We start from the raw sequence: 14,990 nt of genomic DNA, 5'->3' as shown, positions 1-14,990 counted from the left end.
CAACGCTTACTGTGGAAACGCAGGCGGATTGACGTCTGCCATGTCTTCCATCACGCGAACCACCTGATGGCTGTAACCGAATTCGTTGTCGTACCAGACGTACAGCACAACGCGGTTGTCGTTGACGATGGTGGCTTCGGCATCCACAACACCGGCGTGACGCGAGCCGACGAAGTCGGTGGACACCACTTCCTGCGAGTTCACGAAGTCGATCTGCTTGTGCAGGTCCGAGTGCAGCGCCATGTAGCGCAGGTACTCGTTCATTTCTTCGCGGGAAGTCGGCTTCTCAAGGTTGAGGTTGAGAATGGCCATGGACACGTTTGGCGTTGGAACGCGGATCGCGTTGCCGGTCAGCTTGCCGGCCAGCTCAGGCAGTGCCTTGGCAGCAGCCGTGGCCGCACCGGTCTCGGTGATGACCATGTTCAGCGCGGCGCTGCGGCCACGGCGATCGCCTTTGTGGAAGTTGTCGATCAGGTTCTGGTCGTTGGTGTACGAGTGAACCGTCTCGACGTGACCGTTGGTGATGCCGAACTTGTCGTTCACCGCCTTGAGCACCGGCACGATGGCGTTGGTGGTGCAGGACGCTGCGGACACGATCTTGTCATCTGCGGTGATTTCACCGTGGTTGATGCCGTGTACGATGTTTTTCAGCTTGCCTTTGCCCGGCGCCGTCAACACGACACGGTCGATACCCGGGCAAGCCAGATGCTGGCCCAGACCGTCGGCATCGCGCCATACACCGGTGTTGTCCACCAGCAGGGCGTCCTTGATGCCGTACTGGGTGTAATCCACCTCGGACGGGTTCTTGGCGTAGATCACCTGAATCAGGTTACCGTTGGCAGTGAGGGTGCTGTTGGCTTCATCAATGGTGATGGTGCCATCGAACGGGCCGTGTACCGAGTCGCGACGCAGCAGGCTGGCACGCTTGACCAGGTCGTTTTCCGCACCTTTGCGGACCACAATGGCACGCAGGCGCAGACCGTCGCCACCACCGGTCTTCTCGATCAGAATCCGCGCCAGCAGGCGACCGATACGACCAAAACCGTACAGCACGACGTCGGTGCCTTTACGCGGGCTGGTGCCCTGCTGACCCACTACACTGGCCAGTTCCTCACGCACGAACTGCTCGGGCGTGCGGCCATTGCCTTCGGTCTTGAACTTCACGGCCAGCTTGCCGAGGTCCACCGAAGCGGCACCCAGTTTGAGCTCGCTCATCGCTTTGACGAGCGGGAACGTCTCATGTACGGACAACTCAACCGCATCGGACTGACGATGACGCGCAAAGCGGTGAGCTTTGAGAATCGCGATGACGGAACGGTTGATCAGGCTACGGCCATAGATCGAGCTCACCACATTATTATTGCGGTAGAGCTGACCGATGAGCGGGATCATCGCTTCGGCGAGCGCTTCACGATCGATCCATTCACCAAGACACTGGTCGGGCTTCTGAGTCACGGGAACCTTCCACATGTAGGGGCTGAAAAAAGGGGCTACATTATGACCGCGCCAGTGTTTATGAGCAATGCGCGGCTGTCAGATCATCCGGCACTACATAATTTTTGCCCGTAAATACAGGCCGTAACGCTGGAAACCTGACAGCCACCGCCTTCCCCCGTTACAATCGCCGCCCCTGTTGCAACGCCTGGAGCCCGACCTTCCGTGCCAGTTCTGCGTCTACCGCATCTTTCTGCCGCTGCAGGCAAACAACACTGGGGCAATCTGCCCGGTGCAGCACTGAGCCTGGCCATTGCCGAGGCCGCCAGCGCAGCCAAGCGCTTCACCCTGCTTTTGACCGCCGACAGCCAAAGCGCCGAGCGGCTCGAGCAAGAGCTGAAGTTTTTCGCCCCTACGCTGCCGGTTCTGCACTTCCCGGACTGGGAAACCCTGCCCTACGACCTGTTTTCGCCGCATCAGGACATCATTTCCCAGCGTATCGCCAGCCTCTATCGCCTGCCGGAACTGGAACATGGCGTTTTGGTAGTACCGATCACCACAGCCCTACACAGACTCGCGCCGACCAAATTTCTGCTCGGCAGCAGCCTGGTGCTGGACGTCGGTCAGAAGCTGGATGTAGATGCCATGCGCACCCGTCTGGAAGCCAGCGGCTATCGCTATGTCGACACGGTGTATGAGCACGGCGAGTTCACCGTTCGCGGTGCGCTGATCGATCTGTTTCCAATGGGCAGCAAGCTGCCGTTCCGCATCGATCTGTTCGATGATGAAATCGAAACACTGCGCACCTTCGATCCCGACACCCAGCGCTCCATCGACAAGGTCGAATCGGTGCGCCTGTTGCCGGCTCGCGAATTCCCGTTACAGAAAGAAGAAGTCACCCGGTTCAAGGCCCGCTTCCGCGAGCGTTTCGACGTCGATTTCCGGCGCAGCCCGATCTTTCAGGACTTGAGCAGCGGCATCACGCCAGCCGGTATCGAGTACTACATTCCGCTGTTTTTCGAAGAGACCTCGACGCTGTTCGATTACCTGCCGCAGGACACTCAGGTGTTCTCCCTGCCGGGCATCGAACAGGCGGCAGAGAACTTCTGGAACGACGTGCGCAATCGCTATGAGGAACGCCGCGTGGATCCGGCCCGGCCATTGCTGCCCCCGGCCGAGCTGTTTTTGCCGGTGGAAGACTGTTTTGCGCGCCTGAAAAACTGGCCGCGCGTCGTGGCCAGCCAGCAGGACGTCGATGCCGGGGCCGGACGCGAACGCTTTCCGGCGCAGGTTCTGCCAGACCTGTCCATCGAAGCCAAGGCCAGCCAGCCGCTGGCAGCCTTGTCGACGTTTCTCGATGAATTTCCCGGTCGCGTGCTGTTCACCGCTGAGTCTGCCGGGCGCCGCGAAGTATTGCTGGAGCTGCTCGAACGCCTGAAGCTGCGCCCGAAGACGGTGGACAGCTGGCTCGACTTCGTCGACGGCAAAGATCGACTGGCTATCACCATCGCGCCACTGGACGACGGCCTGCTGCTTGAACAACCGGCCCTGGCGCTGATTGCCGAAAGCCCGCTGTTCGGTCAGCGGGTCATGCAACGTCGACGCCGCGAAAAACGCACCGATGGCGGCAACAATGATGCGGTCATCAAGAACCTGACCGAGCTGCGCGAAGGCGCACCGGTGGTGCATATCGACCACGGTGTCGGGCGTTACCTGGGGCTGGCGACGCTGGAAGTCGAAAATCAGGTCGCAGAATTCCTGATGCTGGCCTACGCCGAGGACGCCAAGCTGTACGTTCCGGTCGCCAACCTGCACCTGATCGCCCGCTACACCGGCAGCGACGACGAAATGGCACCGCTGCATCGTCTGGGTTCGGAAACCTGGCAGAAGGCCAAGCGCAAGGCGGCCGAACAGGTCCGCGACGTGGCGGCCGAATTGCTCGACATCTACGCTCGCCGGGCCGCCCGCGAAGGCTACGCGTTCGCTGACCCGAAAGCCGATTACGCGACCTTCAGCGCTGGCTTCCCGTTCGAAGAAACCCCGGATCAGCAGACCACCATCGAAGCCGTGCGCGCCGACATGCTGGCCCCCAAGCCGATGGACCGCCTGGTCTGCGGCGACGTGGGCTTCGGCAAGACCGAAGTGGCCATGCGCGCAGCCTTTATTGCCGTACACGGCGGGCGTCAGGTCGCGATTCTGGTGCCGACCACCTTGCTCGCCCAGCAGCATTACAACAGCTTCCGCGACCGCTTCGCCGATTGGCCGGTGACCGTGGAAGTCATGAGCCGCTTCAAGTCCGCCAAAGAAGTCAGCGCCGCCGTTGCCGACCTGGCCGAGGGCAAGATCGACATCGTCATCGGCACGCACAAGCTGTTGCAAGATGACGTGAAGATCAAAAACCTCGGCCTGGTGATCATCGACGAGGAACACCGTTTCGGCGTACGCCAGAAAGAACAGCTCAAGGCGTTGCGCAGCGAGGTCGACATTCTGACCCTGACTGCCACGCCGATTCCGCGCACCCTGAACATGGCCGTGTCGGGCATGCGCGACCTGTCGATCATCGCCACGCCACCGGCGCGCAGGCTGTCGGTGCGCACCTTCGTCATGGAACAGAACAAGCCGACGATCAAGGAAGCCCTGTTGCGCGAGTTGCTGCGCGGCGGGCAGGTGTATTACCTGCACAACGACGTCAAGACCATCGAGAAATGCGCAGCAGACCTGGCCGAACTGGTGCCGGAAGCGCGTATCGGCATCGGCCACGGCCAGATGCGCGAACGCGATCTCGAACAGGTGATGAGCGACTTCTACCACAAGCGCTTCAACGTGCTGATCGCCTCGACCATCATCGAGACCGGCATCGACGTGCCGAGCGCCAACACCATCATCATCGAGCGTGCCGACAAGTTCGGTCTGGCACAGCTACACCAGTTGCGCGGGCGCGTCGGACGCAGTCATCACCAGGCCTACGCCTACCTGCTGACCCCGCCACGCAAGCAGATCACGCCCGACGCTGAAAAGCGCCTGGAAGCGATTGCCAACACTCAGGACCTGGGCGCGGGCTTCGTGCTCGCCACCAACGACCTGGAAATCCGTGGCGCAGGCGAATTGCTCGGTGACGGCCAGAGCGGCCAGATTCAGGCCGTGGGCTTCACGCTGTACATGGAAATGCTCGAGCGTGCGGTCAAGGCGATCCGCAAGGGTGAGCAGCCCAACCTCGATCAGCCACTGGGCGGCGGACCGGAAATCAACCTGCGTGTGCCGGCCCTGATTCCGGAAGCTTATCTGCCGGACGTGCATACCCGCCTGATTCTTTATAAGCGCATTGCCAACGCGGCGGATGAAGACGCCCTGAAAGACCTGCAAGTCGAAATGATCGACCGCTTCGGTCTGCTGCCGGAGCCGACCAAGCATCTGGTGCGCATCACGTTGCTGAAGCTGCAGGCCGAACAGTTGGGCATCAAGAAAGTCGATGCCGGGCCGCAGGGTGGACGTATCGAGTTCGCGGCCGATACCCCGGTCGATCCGCTGACGCTGATCAAACTGATCCAGAGCCAGCCCAACCGTTACAAATTCGAAGGCGCTACCCTGTTCAAATTCATGGTGCCTATGGAGCGTCCGGAAGAGCGCTTCAACACGATCGAAGCGCTGTTTGAGCGCCTGACCCCGAAAACTGCTTGAAGGATTCACGCATGCGTTTGTTTCGTTCATTGATCCTGCTGCTGACGCTGGTCGCTCCGACCGCGTTCGCAGACGGCCTGTATCAGGTCGAGATCCTGCTGTTTCGCCAGAACGGCGAGCCCGCGTCGACCCGCCAGCTTGTGCCTGAAAACTGGGACAACGGCGCCAGCAAGATCGACTCGAGCAATGAACGAAGCCCCGCGTTGATGGACCTGGCGAGTAAACTGCAAGACAGCGGCAGCTATCAGGTGCTGATGCAGCGCGCCTGGCAGCAGACCGTGGGTGCCGAACCCGGCAAAATGGCAGTGACCCACGGCGAGGAAAAGCTCGGGCATTTCCCCATCGAGGGCACCGTGAGCCTCGCCATGGGACGCTTCACCGATATTGATGCGCAATTCTGGGTCAACCAGCTGGACCCGCACGGCGTGGTCATCAGCAGTGAGCGACTGAAGCAGACCGCCAGGGTGAAAAATGGCGAACTGACTTATCTGGATAATGGCAACCTCGCGTTGCTGATCAAAGTTTCTCCCCTTTGATCTTTACGTACGCAAGGGACGCTGCGGCGCTCCCTTTCTTTTGAGCATCGCTGCGGCGTAGGGCCTTTTAAAACTTGTCGTCCATTCTCGAAAAAGTCCTGGCCTCGGCCTGGACAGACTTATTCCATGATCGAACGCTTGAGCGCGGGCGCGACTACGCCCGGCAAAAACGCATCGTGCTCGAAGACTCCAGCCCGCAGATCATCCGCACCGCGTGCCGAGGCTCAGGTCTGGAAATCTACACACAGACCCTGCTGTTCAAGGACCCGGATCGCTACAAGAACTACCTGACCTGCAAATGCACGTGCCCGGTCCGCAACGACTGCAAGCATTGCGTGGCCGCGCTGCTGTTTCTCCAGGACCCGGAAAACCGGCCACTGCTGCAAGCTGCGCTGAGTTCGCACCAGCGGGAAATAGAGCACCAGGTCGAGCAGCAGACCGAGCAAAAGCTCCGGCTGCCGGAGCGTTTGATCGATGACCTGCAGCCTCGCCCCAGGCTGATATTGGCCAGTATCGAGTTCAGCGCCTACGAGCCGCGCAACGGCCGCATGCAACGGCATATCCAGCACCGCGCCGCACTGGCATTTGCCTACGGCAAGCATTACGCGGTCGGCACGACCAACGTCAGCATTCTGGTCAGTTCGCTGGGCAGTGACCTGGTGAACCAGAAAAGCGACATCATCGAGCACACCGAAACCGAAACCCTGCGCATCCGCCGTCAGGGCGAACGGGAGCGGCAACTGCGTCAGGAACTGGCCGATCTGGGCTTCAAGGTCGCCACCCGGCAGAGCAAGGCGTTGCCTGACAGCGCCGGCGACATGTACGAGCTGCCCAACGACAAGGCCTGGTTGCATTTTGTGCTCGATGACCTGCCTCGGTTGCGCGAACAAGGTTGGGAAATCGAGATTCAGGAAGAATTCGGCTTCGACGTCACGCCGGTAGACGACTGGTATGCGGTCATCGACGAAGAGACCGAGCGCGACTGGTTCGATCTGGAACTGGGCATCATCGTCAATGGCGAACGCCTGAGCCTGCTGCCGATTCTGATCAACCTGATCCGCAGCCATCCCGAACTGATGAGCCCCACCGCCGTGGCCAAGCGCGGCGATGAAGAACAATTGCTGGTGCAGCTCAACCACTTCACCCAGAGCGGCGGCAGCCCGGTGCAGATCGCCCTGCCCTACGGGCGGCTCAAGCCGGTGCTGGCGACGCTGGGTGATTTCTACTGGCGCCAGGACGGCAACAACGCGCTGCGCATGAGCAAGGCCGATGCAGCACGCCTGACCCAGCTCGAAGACCTGCCGCTGACCTGGCAGGGCGGCGACCGTCTGCGCCACTTCGCCGAGCGCCTGATCAACATCAAGGACGCGCCGGTCAGCCTGCCCGACGGCCTGAACGCGACGCTGCGCCCGTATCAGCTGGAAGGCCTGAGCTGGATGCAGTCACTGCGCGAGCTGGAAGTCGGCGGCGTGCTGGCCGATGACATGGGCCTGGGCAAGACCCTGCAAACCCTGGCTCACCTGCTGATGGAAAAACAGGCCGGACGCCTCGACCGCCCCGCGCTGGCGGTCATGCCGACCAGCCTGATTCCCAACTGGCTGGACGAAGCCGAGCACTTTACCCCGGACCTGAAAGTGCTTGCGCTGTATGGCGCCAACCGTCACCAGGACGCAGGCAATCTTCAGGACTACGACCTGATTCTGACCACCTATGCGCTGCTGCCCCGGGACATGGACATGCTCGAAAAGCAGCCGCTGCATGTGTTGATTCTCGATGAAGCGCAATACATCAAGAACCCCAACAGCAAAGCCGCTCAGGCTGCACGCAACCTCAACGCCCGTCAGCGCCTGTGCCTGAGCGGCACGCCGCTGGAAAACCACTTGGGTGAACTGTGGTCGCTGTTCCACTTTCTGATGCCTGGCTGGCTGGGCAACAGCAAGGAATTCAACAGCAACTACCGCACAGCCATCGAAAAGCACGGTAATCAGGACCGCCTGCATCACCTGAATGCGCGTATCAAGCCGTTCCTGCTGCGCCGCACCAAAGAACAGGTCGCGACCGAACTGCCACCGAAGACCGAGATCATTCACTGGGTCGACCTCAACGACGCACAGCGCGATGTTTACGAAACCGTGCGCCTGGCGATGGACAAGAAGGTCAGGGACGAAATCACCCGCAAGGGCGTGGCGCGCAGCCAGATCATCATTCTGGAGGCGCTGCTCAAGCTGCGTCAGGTGTGCTGCGACCTGCGGCTGGTCAATCACGACATGCCGGTCAACAGCAAACAAGGTACGTCAGGCAAGCTCAACAGCCTGATGGAGATGTTCGAAGAACTGCTGGCTGAAGGTCGCAAGATTCTGCTGTTTTCGCAATTCACCTCGATGCTCAGCCTGATCGAAGAAGAACTGAAACAGCGCGGCATTGCCTACGCCCTGCTGACCGGCTCGACCCGAGATCGCCGCACGCCGATTCATGACTTCCAGAGCGGCAAGCTGCCGATCTTCCTGATCAGCCTGAAAGCCGGCGGCACCGGCCTCAACCTGACCGCTGCCGACACTGTGATTCACTACGACCCGTGGTGGAACCCTGCCGCGGAGAATCAGGCAACCGACCGCGCTTATCGCATCGGCCAGGACAAACCGGTGTTCGTCTACAAGATGATCGCGCGCGGCACGGTGGAAGAGAAGATCCAGCGCCTGCAACGTGAAAAGTCGGCGCTGGCCGCCGGTGTACTGGACGGGCGCACCACCGGCGACTGGAAGCTGCGTGACGAAGACCTGCAGGCACTCTTTGCGCCGCTGCCTGCCGCGCCGAAAAAGACCCGTAAGTGACCTGACCCCAGGCGCTTATTCGACAGTGGCGCGCTGGAGAATCTGCGCCGTGGACAGGACCGTGGCGTATTCGCCATGCAGGTTGGCCAGCGACATCGCATGCACCTCTTCGGCGCTGCGCGGCGTGCCGAAGAAATCCTGCTGATCAAACGTGAAGCAGGCGTCATGCGCCACCATGACATCGAACCCCAGGTTGCCGCCGCTGCGCGCGGTGGACTCGACCGAATTATTGGTAATCACCCCGGCAATCACCACCTGGCTGATCCCGTCGGCACGCAACCACATCTCCAGAAACGATCCGCAAAACGCGTCAGGGACCTGCTTGCTCATCTCCCGCTCATCGGCGTGCGGCACGAACGCCGGCTGGTACTCGACGCCCGACTGATCGGGCCAGAACACCGATTCAGGCGAGGTCGAAAAATGCCGCACGTGTACCACCGGACGCCCCGACTGCCGCCAGGCGTCGAGTAACGCGCCGAGATTCGTCTCGGCTTGCGGGTTGTTGCGTCGTCCGAGCCTGGGGTGATTGATGCCCTGTTGCAGGTCGATCAGGATCAACGCGCTGTTGCCTTGAATATTCATAACCACTCAATCTGAACGTTTGGTTCAGCAAGGGTATCGCAATCAGGGTCTATTCTGGACGCAATCGTCGACGGGCTCTGGCCTGTCCGAGACCTGCCCAAAAGGAGAACATCATGATCGAACACCCTAAACTCGCTGGCAAAGTGGCGTTGGTGCAAGGCGGCTCACGCGGCATTGGTGCAGCCATCGTCAACCGTCTGGCCAAGGAAGGCGCGGCAGTGGCGTTCACCTACGTCAGCTCTGAAGTCAACGCCCTCGAGATCCAGGATAGCATCGTCGCCAATGGCGGACGGGCGCTGGCCATTCGTGCAGACAGCGCCGACGAGAAAGCCATCCGCCAGGCCGTACAGACCACCGCAGAAACCCTTGGACGGCTGGATATCCTGATCAATAACGCTGGCGTACTGGCCATCGCACCGCTCGATCAGTTCAGCATGCAGGACTTCGACAGAACCCTGGCCATCAACGTGCGCAGCGTGTTCATCGCCAGCCAGGAAGCCGCCCGGCATATGGAAGAAGGCGGTCGCATCATCAACATCGGCAGCACCAACGCTGACCGCATGCCCTTTGCAGGCGGCGCGACCTACGCCATGAGCAAATCGGCCCTGATCGGCCTCACCAAAGGCATGGCCCGCGACCTCGGCCCGCAAGGCATCACCGTCAACAACGTACAGCCCGGCCCGGTCGACACTGACATGAACCCGGCACACGGCGAATTCGCTGACAGCCTGAAGGCACTCATGGCCCTTCCCCGGTATGGTACAAGCGAAGAAATTGCCAGCTTCGTCGCCTACCTTGCCGGTCCTGAAGCAGGCTTCATCACCGGCGCCAGCCTGACCATCGACGGCGGCTTCAGCGCCTGATCCACACGCGGCAGGCGGCCCGCTGAATCGGGGCCGCATCGCCCGCCCGGGCCTTTTGGTGGCCGATAAGCGTTTATTTGCTTAACCACATGAAAAATCTGAAAAAAAGTTTTGCGTTAGGAAAAGCTTTCGACTACATTAGCGCGCCTCGGCAGACACAACGTTGTCGTCGAGATACGGTGAGGTGTCCGAGTGGCTTAAGGAGCACGCCTGGAAAGTGTGTATACAAGAAATTGTATCGAGGGTTCGAATCCCTCCTTCACCGCCATATTAAGAAAACCCTGTGGACTCTGTTACTTAGAGTTCACGGGGTTTTTTGTTTGTACTACTCACAGTGCTGCAAATTCTCGCCGGTCAGCGCTTCCCCTCCTCCGATGGCTGGGATGTGCATACATTCTCGACGCCCGCACACCCTTCTCCAACCCCACCAGTTTCTCAGTCTGACCACTTCGTCAGCCCGTTGCCCTTTCTGCACAGGACAAACTTCTGTGGATGTTCACTAAGGATCGACACGACTACTTCACCGGCGAAGGCAAGCTGTGGTTCGACAATCAGACCGTCATCGCCAGCGCGTGTGGCTGTAGCCTCACAGCGGCGAAAACCTTCATTCCGAAGCTTCGTCAGCATGGTTACTGACCGTCGAATACTCACAGTACCGACTCTACCAGTCGACGCAGGTTCGCCCGCTCCGGATTCAGTGAAAGCCGCCCGGATCCGATGCGTGCGATATCGAGAATTTCGCCAATCAGGTCCCGCAGGCCGTTGGCCGTAGGCGACTTCGATGACTGAACGCCATGATCGGCACGTTTGAGCGCCAGTTCCAGCACTCCGATCACTCCGCAAATGGTTGCGTTGCGTTTATCTGGAATAAGATCGTGCTTGATTGGCTGATTTCCATCAGGTCATCCGCCCTAGCATTTTCTGATATTCGACCTCAAATTACCCTCTTCACTATTGCCATGCATTGACCTAATATGCTTTTCTCGCATGTCACATAAAATGCAAACCTAACGGAATAGAAAAATGTCAGCGACCGGTGCTAGGCAGATTGTTTTAACTTTTGACGGAACACTTGCACCACGTCATAGTGTTTCTCTACGAACGCTGTCGTATACGATCCCACACTTTCAGCGGGCAATCGATAAAACTGTCTACTTTAAACACATCGGTGAGATTCGAAAATTCTCATCACTTCCGGTTGAGCTACACGGGTACGCAGATCTTTATATAGATCAGCTTGAAGCTGGATCACTAAAGATCCCTTTCATCAGCGATCTTTTGCAGGGAGTGCCGCAGCTATACTCGGATTTTATGTCAAGGCCTTTTCGGGAATCCGCTTCGCAGGTAGTAGTGCAAAGTAATCTTCTCGCGGCGGACCTAGAAAGCAATAAGATTGGTGCAGAACTAGACAATCTTGATCATGTCACACAAGAGCAGCTGATTGCAACGGAGGGCGACAGGAAGCTTGCCTATGCTCAAGCAGCTGTATTGAAAGATATGAGTCAAGCGCTCTCTGTGGTGCGCTCAACACCAGGAGCAATACTTAATGTCGGTGTCAGTGCGGAGAAAGGCCACAACGATTTTATGTTTGATCAGAGCAGGGCTGTTAGGTTTGCTCAAATAGCTACTACTCGCAGGCTTGCTAACCCGGCAATATATGTTGGCCGCATTACGGGGTTAGAGCGACTTCGTAAGACAGGGCAATTCCAATACTCCGCTAAATTTTTAAGTCGAGTGACGGGCCAAGAGAGCAAACTATTAGTAGACGGCTACGATGACGCATTAAAACTTCACCCGTACAATTTACTTAGCCAAGACATTGCAATATGGGCTGCTCCCATCTCGATCCATGATTCGTTTGACCCTGTACGAGGGGATATTGTATTTGTTGACTTTGCATCACCGCTATGATTATTGAGAAAGTATTTGACGCCTTTTACGAAGAAGCATCTCGCTTTATCACTAAGTGGCGCATTTCAGTTTTCTTTGCTTCTTGGGCTTTTGTTTCAAAGACGATTGAAGTTATATTAAAATTTGATTTTTGGACAGGAAGTTTAGCTGATGGAGGAGCCGCACTTTTAAGCTCGCTCACAAGCATAGCTTTTTATAAGCTAGTATTACTAGCTATCACTGCATTCTATATTGGGCCATTACTAGCTAACAAAGCAGCTTATCTGTTGCTTAAGTGGCGAATGCGTCATGCAGATAAGCTTTTTGAGGCGGTAGATAGCGCCATAGCTAGCATTCGCATAGAAATTCTTGCTACGCAATTGGCCAAAGCCCGAGATGAGGCAGTGCTAGCGGAAAAGCAGATAGAGCGTCGAAAGGCAATTAACGAGTTTTATATTACGTTGATTTTAATCTATGGTTCCATATTTTTTAGCGCCATGTACAGCGTTGAAATAATAGGCATCAGCTTAGTTGCATGGATAGTACTTGTGTATATTTTGGTTCAGAAGATGCTTATTATTTATGTCTCTAAAATCCATTACTTTAAGCTCTTGGCAGCCAAAGCCAGCTCTGAGATGATTTCTTCTCCAGGTAAAAATCCGAATTGATTGGTCTAAAGTTATAGATTCGCCATCGACAAGAACAGATTCAGGGGGCCAACAAAAGTGAGTTGCGATCAAAGCTTTATATTGATATAAGGTTTTCCCTGAAATACCCCCTTCCCAAAACCAGAACCTTAAAACATAATACATGTATAACTTATGAAAGCTGAAAAATAATATAAATTTGACTCAGTAATTTTATGCTAGAGCCATTAAGCGAAACGCACGCAGACCTATTGCAAGCTGGATATTTTACAAAATAAGTCAACTATTTTTTGAGATAAAGTTGGACATAGACTCATGCTATTAACATGAGGCCGGATCACATGCATATCGTGATATGAAAGATGTTGGGCATAGAAGCTGTGGATATCGTGGCGAGGCCCAATACGCACAACAGTGATAAATTACGTATCAGCAAAATGCGAGTTCGAGAGTCTTCATCACACGACTGACCTGCATTGCAGACCATACACCGCCACGGGCCGTTGAGATATTCTTGTTATTCAAGCAATCAGCAACCTGTTGCAGGGATGTAGCGCCCTTATGAATACACAAGTCTATAGGGTCACGCACTTTCTCAGACCATGACGCTACACGCTCTTGGATGGCGACTGTAGCCTTCGCCCGGTTTACCTCTGTACGACCTCTTGCAAGGGCTTCAATCCTGTTGTGGTCTAGAGAAATAGAAAAATACGAATGCATATAGGGAAATAGTGTCGTGGGCAAGTATTAGTGGGTATGAACGTTATCTACTGGGATTGCATCGTGCCACAGTCACCTACCCGATTAGAAAAGCCTTATGCACCCTGCGGTCCAAAAGGATGCAGATTGTGGCGGTGAACTCCTTCAGGATTACCTCGCCTAGCATTCTGGGTCTTGAGCGTAGGGGATGCATAAAAACCTATCCACACGGCGCACCGTTTAGTAGGATTAAAAAAAATTTACCTCCGGAGTCATGATGAGCTTTTCGCAGAGAGCAGGGATCACACCGAGCGTCAAGGCAATTCAGCTGGAGGCCATCGACATCGAACTCAGAAATTCGATCTGGAATATCCTTCTGATCTTCTATTGGAATACGTATAGATCGGCAGAGCACGAAAGGCATAGCAGCTTTAAACATGTTGAGGGCTCCAATCTTGATAGCCTTGCAATGCGTATATGGTCAAGCTTTTTCAAAGCGCCTCTAGATGATATGCAACCGCAATGGCTTAGCTATCTTGAGACGGTTCGTAAAATTTATTTCAGTTTTGAATGGTACAAAGTATATGATTTTATAGAGTTTGTGGCTCACAACGGCCCTCAAGATCGAGCTGAGGGATTTATGAAGGCATGCAACAAAATTCTTTGTGACGAAAATGCGGGCTATAGGTTTATTAATGGGTTAATAGCACCGATTACATCTCCCGCAGAAATAGACGAATTGGAGACTGCACTTTCAAAAGGTGCTGGGTATCACGGCGTTAAATTGCATTTGGAGACAGCACTTCAGTTGCTGACTGATAAGAAAAATCCTGACCCTAGAAACTCTATGAAGGAAAGTATTAGCGCTATAGAATCTCTTGCTAAACACCTTACAGGATTACCTAAGGCGACTCTAGGCGATGCCCTTACGGAACTGGAGAAAAAGCGCAGCCTAGATCCTGTGCTAAAGAAATCACTTTCAGCACTTTATGGCTATACAAATAACTCAGATGGCATCCGTCATGCAGTGATGAATAATACTGAAAAGCTCACTAAAACGGACGCTCGGTTTATGCTGATCGTTTGTTCGGCCTTTGTAAATTTTGCAATTGATAAATATGCGGACTGAACAATTTATCAGTTAAATGGCTGCCTATGGCTGTTACTTTCGCCGTGAGCAAAGCACACTGTAATCGAACTTACTGCACTACGCTCATAATGGCTCAATAGCATGGGCTGTGGAGCTCCTCACCTCTAGAGCTATCCCACCTCACGGTGGACGAATCGACACATGCCCCCCGGTCGAACACTCATAAATAAAAAGGATCAAAGGGCTGTAGGGTCATAAAGTTCGAATCCCTCCTTCACCGCCATATTGAGATAACGCAAAGCCCCTGAATTCTGAAAAGAATTCAGGGGCTTTGTGGTTTCTGGCGTTTGAAAAGCGGCATCGGCACTGTTGCTATTCCCCAGCGGCCCTGGGTGCGCAGGACCGGACTGCCCGCCCTGCCCTATGCCAGTCGCCGCATGGACAAATCCATCTGCCCCATCAGGTCTCGCTGCTCTCTCAAGGAAAGCACCAGCCGCGCGATGGATCTGCTGCTCTCTACCTCGGACAAGGACAACCCTGTTACATACAGCTGGATATCACCTGACTCGGGGTGGAGAAGCTTTACTGAAAAGGTTTCATTCGGCGCCACGACGCACTCGCATCTGGAGGGCAGAAAAGCGGTTTCAAGCACTCGCTGAATATCGGGCTTTGAATACATCATGCATCCCCTGCAATCCAAGTTATGTGGTCAAGTGTAGACAGGTTCCACACGAATTTGT

11 protein-coding genes, 1 tRNA gene and 1 pseudogene are annotated in these 14,990 nt (G+C 55.9%); 9 read left to right on the top strand and 4 right to left on the bottom strand.

Going from position 1 to position 14,990, the window contains the following annotated elements:
• Positions 1-6: 6 nt before the first annotated feature.
• Positions 7-1,470 carry a glyceraldehyde-3-phosphate dehydrogenase gene (locus tag BW686_RS15805; RefSeq protein WP_084918459.1) on the bottom strand — a complete coding sequence of 488 codons (1,464 nt, stop codon included), beginning with the start codon at positions 1,468-1,470 and terminating at the stop codon, positions 7-9.
• Positions 1,471-1,659: 189 nt separating this feature from the next.
• On the opposite strand from BW686_RS15805, the gene mfd reads away from it, so the two are divergent.
• The 3 genes from mfd to BW686_RS15790 all read left to right on the top strand — a co-directional run bounded on the left by mfd (position 1,660) and on the right by BW686_RS15790 (position 8,479).
• Positions 1,660-5,112 (top strand): transcription-repair coupling factor, encoded by a 3,453-nt coding sequence (gene mfd / locus BW686_RS15800; RefSeq protein WP_084918456.1) that lies wholly within the window; start codon positions 1,660-1,662, stop codon positions 5,110-5,112.
• 11 nt (positions 5,113-5,123) lie between these two features.
• Positions 5,124-5,648, top strand: coding sequence for a CsiV family protein (locus BW686_RS15795; protein ID WP_084918453.1), 525 nt, complete (start codon positions 5,124-5,126; stop codon positions 5,646-5,648).
• A 74-nt stretch (positions 5,649-5,722) separates the two neighbouring features.
• Entirely contained in the window at positions 5,723-8,479 is a 2,757-nt protein-coding gene (locus tag BW686_RS15790) for a DEAD/DEAH box helicase (protein WP_084918450.1), read from the top strand.
• 15 nt (positions 8,480-8,494) lie between these two features.
• Here the strand turns inward: BW686_RS15790 and BW686_RS15785 are convergent, their stop codons facing one another.
• A complete protein-coding gene (locus tag BW686_RS15785; protein WP_084918448.1) occupies positions 8,495-9,061 on the bottom strand; it encodes a cysteine hydrolase family protein in 567 nt (188 codons plus the stop codon).
• A gap of 113 nt (positions 9,062-9,174) precedes the next feature.
• On the opposite strand from BW686_RS15785, the gene BW686_RS15780 reads away from it, so the two are divergent.
• From BW686_RS15780 to BW686_RS26860, 3 genes are all read left to right on the top strand, one after another.
• Entirely contained in the window at positions 9,175-9,924 is a 750-nt protein-coding gene (locus BW686_RS15780) for a 3-oxoacyl-ACP reductase family protein (RefSeq protein WP_084918445.1), read from the top strand.
• A gap of 178 nt (positions 9,925-10,102) precedes the next feature.
• Positions 10,103-10,192, top strand: a tRNA-Ser gene (locus BW686_RS15775).
• A 224-nt stretch (positions 10,193-10,416) separates the two neighbouring features.
• Positions 10,417-10,560 carry a hypothetical protein gene (locus BW686_RS26860; protein ID WP_179149275.1) on the top strand — a complete coding sequence of 48 codons (144 nt, stop codon included), beginning with the start codon at positions 10,417-10,419 and terminating at the stop codon, positions 10,558-10,560.
• Between the two features lie 14 nt (positions 10,561-10,574).
• Here BW686_RS26860 and BW686_RS15770 read toward each other — a convergent pair.
• A pseudogene (locus BW686_RS15770) lies at positions 10,575-10,760 on the bottom strand (ATP-binding protein); the annotation flags it as partial.
• Positions 10,761-10,947: 187 nt separating this feature from the next.
• Here BW686_RS15770 and BW686_RS15765 point away from each other — a divergent pair.
• The 3 genes from BW686_RS15765 (at position 10,948) to BW686_RS15750 (ending at position 14,289) form a co-directional block, all read left to right on the top strand.
• Positions 10,948-11,835, top strand: coding sequence for a hypothetical protein (locus BW686_RS15765; protein ID WP_084918440.1), 888 nt, complete (start codon positions 10,948-10,950; stop codon positions 11,833-11,835).
• On the top strand, positions 11,832-12,482 hold the full coding sequence (locus tag BW686_RS15760) for a hypothetical protein (RefSeq protein ID WP_084918437.1): 651 nt from the start codon (positions 11,832-11,834) through the stop codon (positions 12,480-12,482). The genes BW686_RS15765 and BW686_RS15760 overlap by 4 nt, the downstream gene beginning before the upstream one ends.
• 955 nt (positions 12,483-13,437) lie before the next feature.
• Positions 13,438-14,289 (top strand): AbiJ-NTD4 domain-containing protein, encoded by an 852-nt coding sequence (locus BW686_RS15750; protein WP_084918433.1) that lies wholly within the window; start codon positions 13,438-13,440, stop codon positions 14,287-14,289.
• A 382-nt stretch (positions 14,290-14,671) separates the two neighbouring features.
• Here BW686_RS15750 and BW686_RS15745 read toward each other — a convergent pair whose 3' ends face one another.
• Positions 14,672-14,929: a DUF1652 domain-containing protein gene (locus BW686_RS15745; protein WP_084918431.1), complete on the bottom strand. Its 258-nt coding sequence runs from the start codon at positions 14,927-14,929 to the stop codon at positions 14,672-14,674.
• Positions 14,930-14,990 lie beyond the last annotated feature (61 nt).

Source organism: Pseudomonas syringae, assembly GCF_002157375.1.
GTDB classification, from domain to species: domain Bacteria; phylum Pseudomonadota; class Gammaproteobacteria; order Pseudomonadales; family Pseudomonadaceae; genus Aquipseudomonas; species Aquipseudomonas syringae_T.
This window is presented reverse-complemented; position numbering and strand designations above follow the sequence as displayed.

Bases quoted from the DNA above. Each gene is read 5' to 3' on its own strand.
- BW686_RS15805 (WP_084918459.1), bottom strand. From the start codon at position 1,470: ATGTGGAAGGTTCCCGTGACTCAGAAGCCCGACCAGTGTCTTGGTGAA.
- BW686_RS15795 (WP_084918453.1), top strand. From the start codon at position 5,124: ATGCGTTTGTTTCGTTCATTGATCCTGCTGCTGACGCTGGTCGCTCCG.
- BW686_RS15785 (WP_084918448.1), bottom strand. From the start codon at position 9,061: ATGAATATTCAAGGCAACAGCGCGTTGATCCTGATCGACCTGCAACAG.
- BW686_RS15780 (WP_084918445.1), top strand. From the start codon at position 9,175: ATGATCGAACACCCTAAACTCGCTGGCAAAGTGGCGTTGGTGCAAGGC.
- BW686_RS26860 (WP_179149275.1), top strand. From the start codon at position 10,417: ATGTTCACTAAGGATCGACACGACTACTTCACCGGCGAAGGCAAGCTG.
- BW686_RS15765 (WP_084918440.1), top strand. From the start codon at position 10,948: ATGTCAGCGACCGGTGCTAGGCAGATTGTTTTAACTTTTGACGGAACA.
- BW686_RS15760 (WP_084918437.1), top strand. From the start codon at position 11,832: ATGATTATTGAGAAAGTATTTGACGCCTTTTACGAAGAAGCATCTCGC.
- BW686_RS15750 (WP_084918433.1), top strand. From the start codon at position 13,438: ATGAGCTTTTCGCAGAGAGCAGGGATCACACCGAGCGTCAAGGCAATT.
- BW686_RS15745 (WP_084918431.1), bottom strand. From the start codon at position 14,929: ATGTATTCAAAGCCCGATATTCAGCGAGTGCTTGAAACCGCTTTTCTG.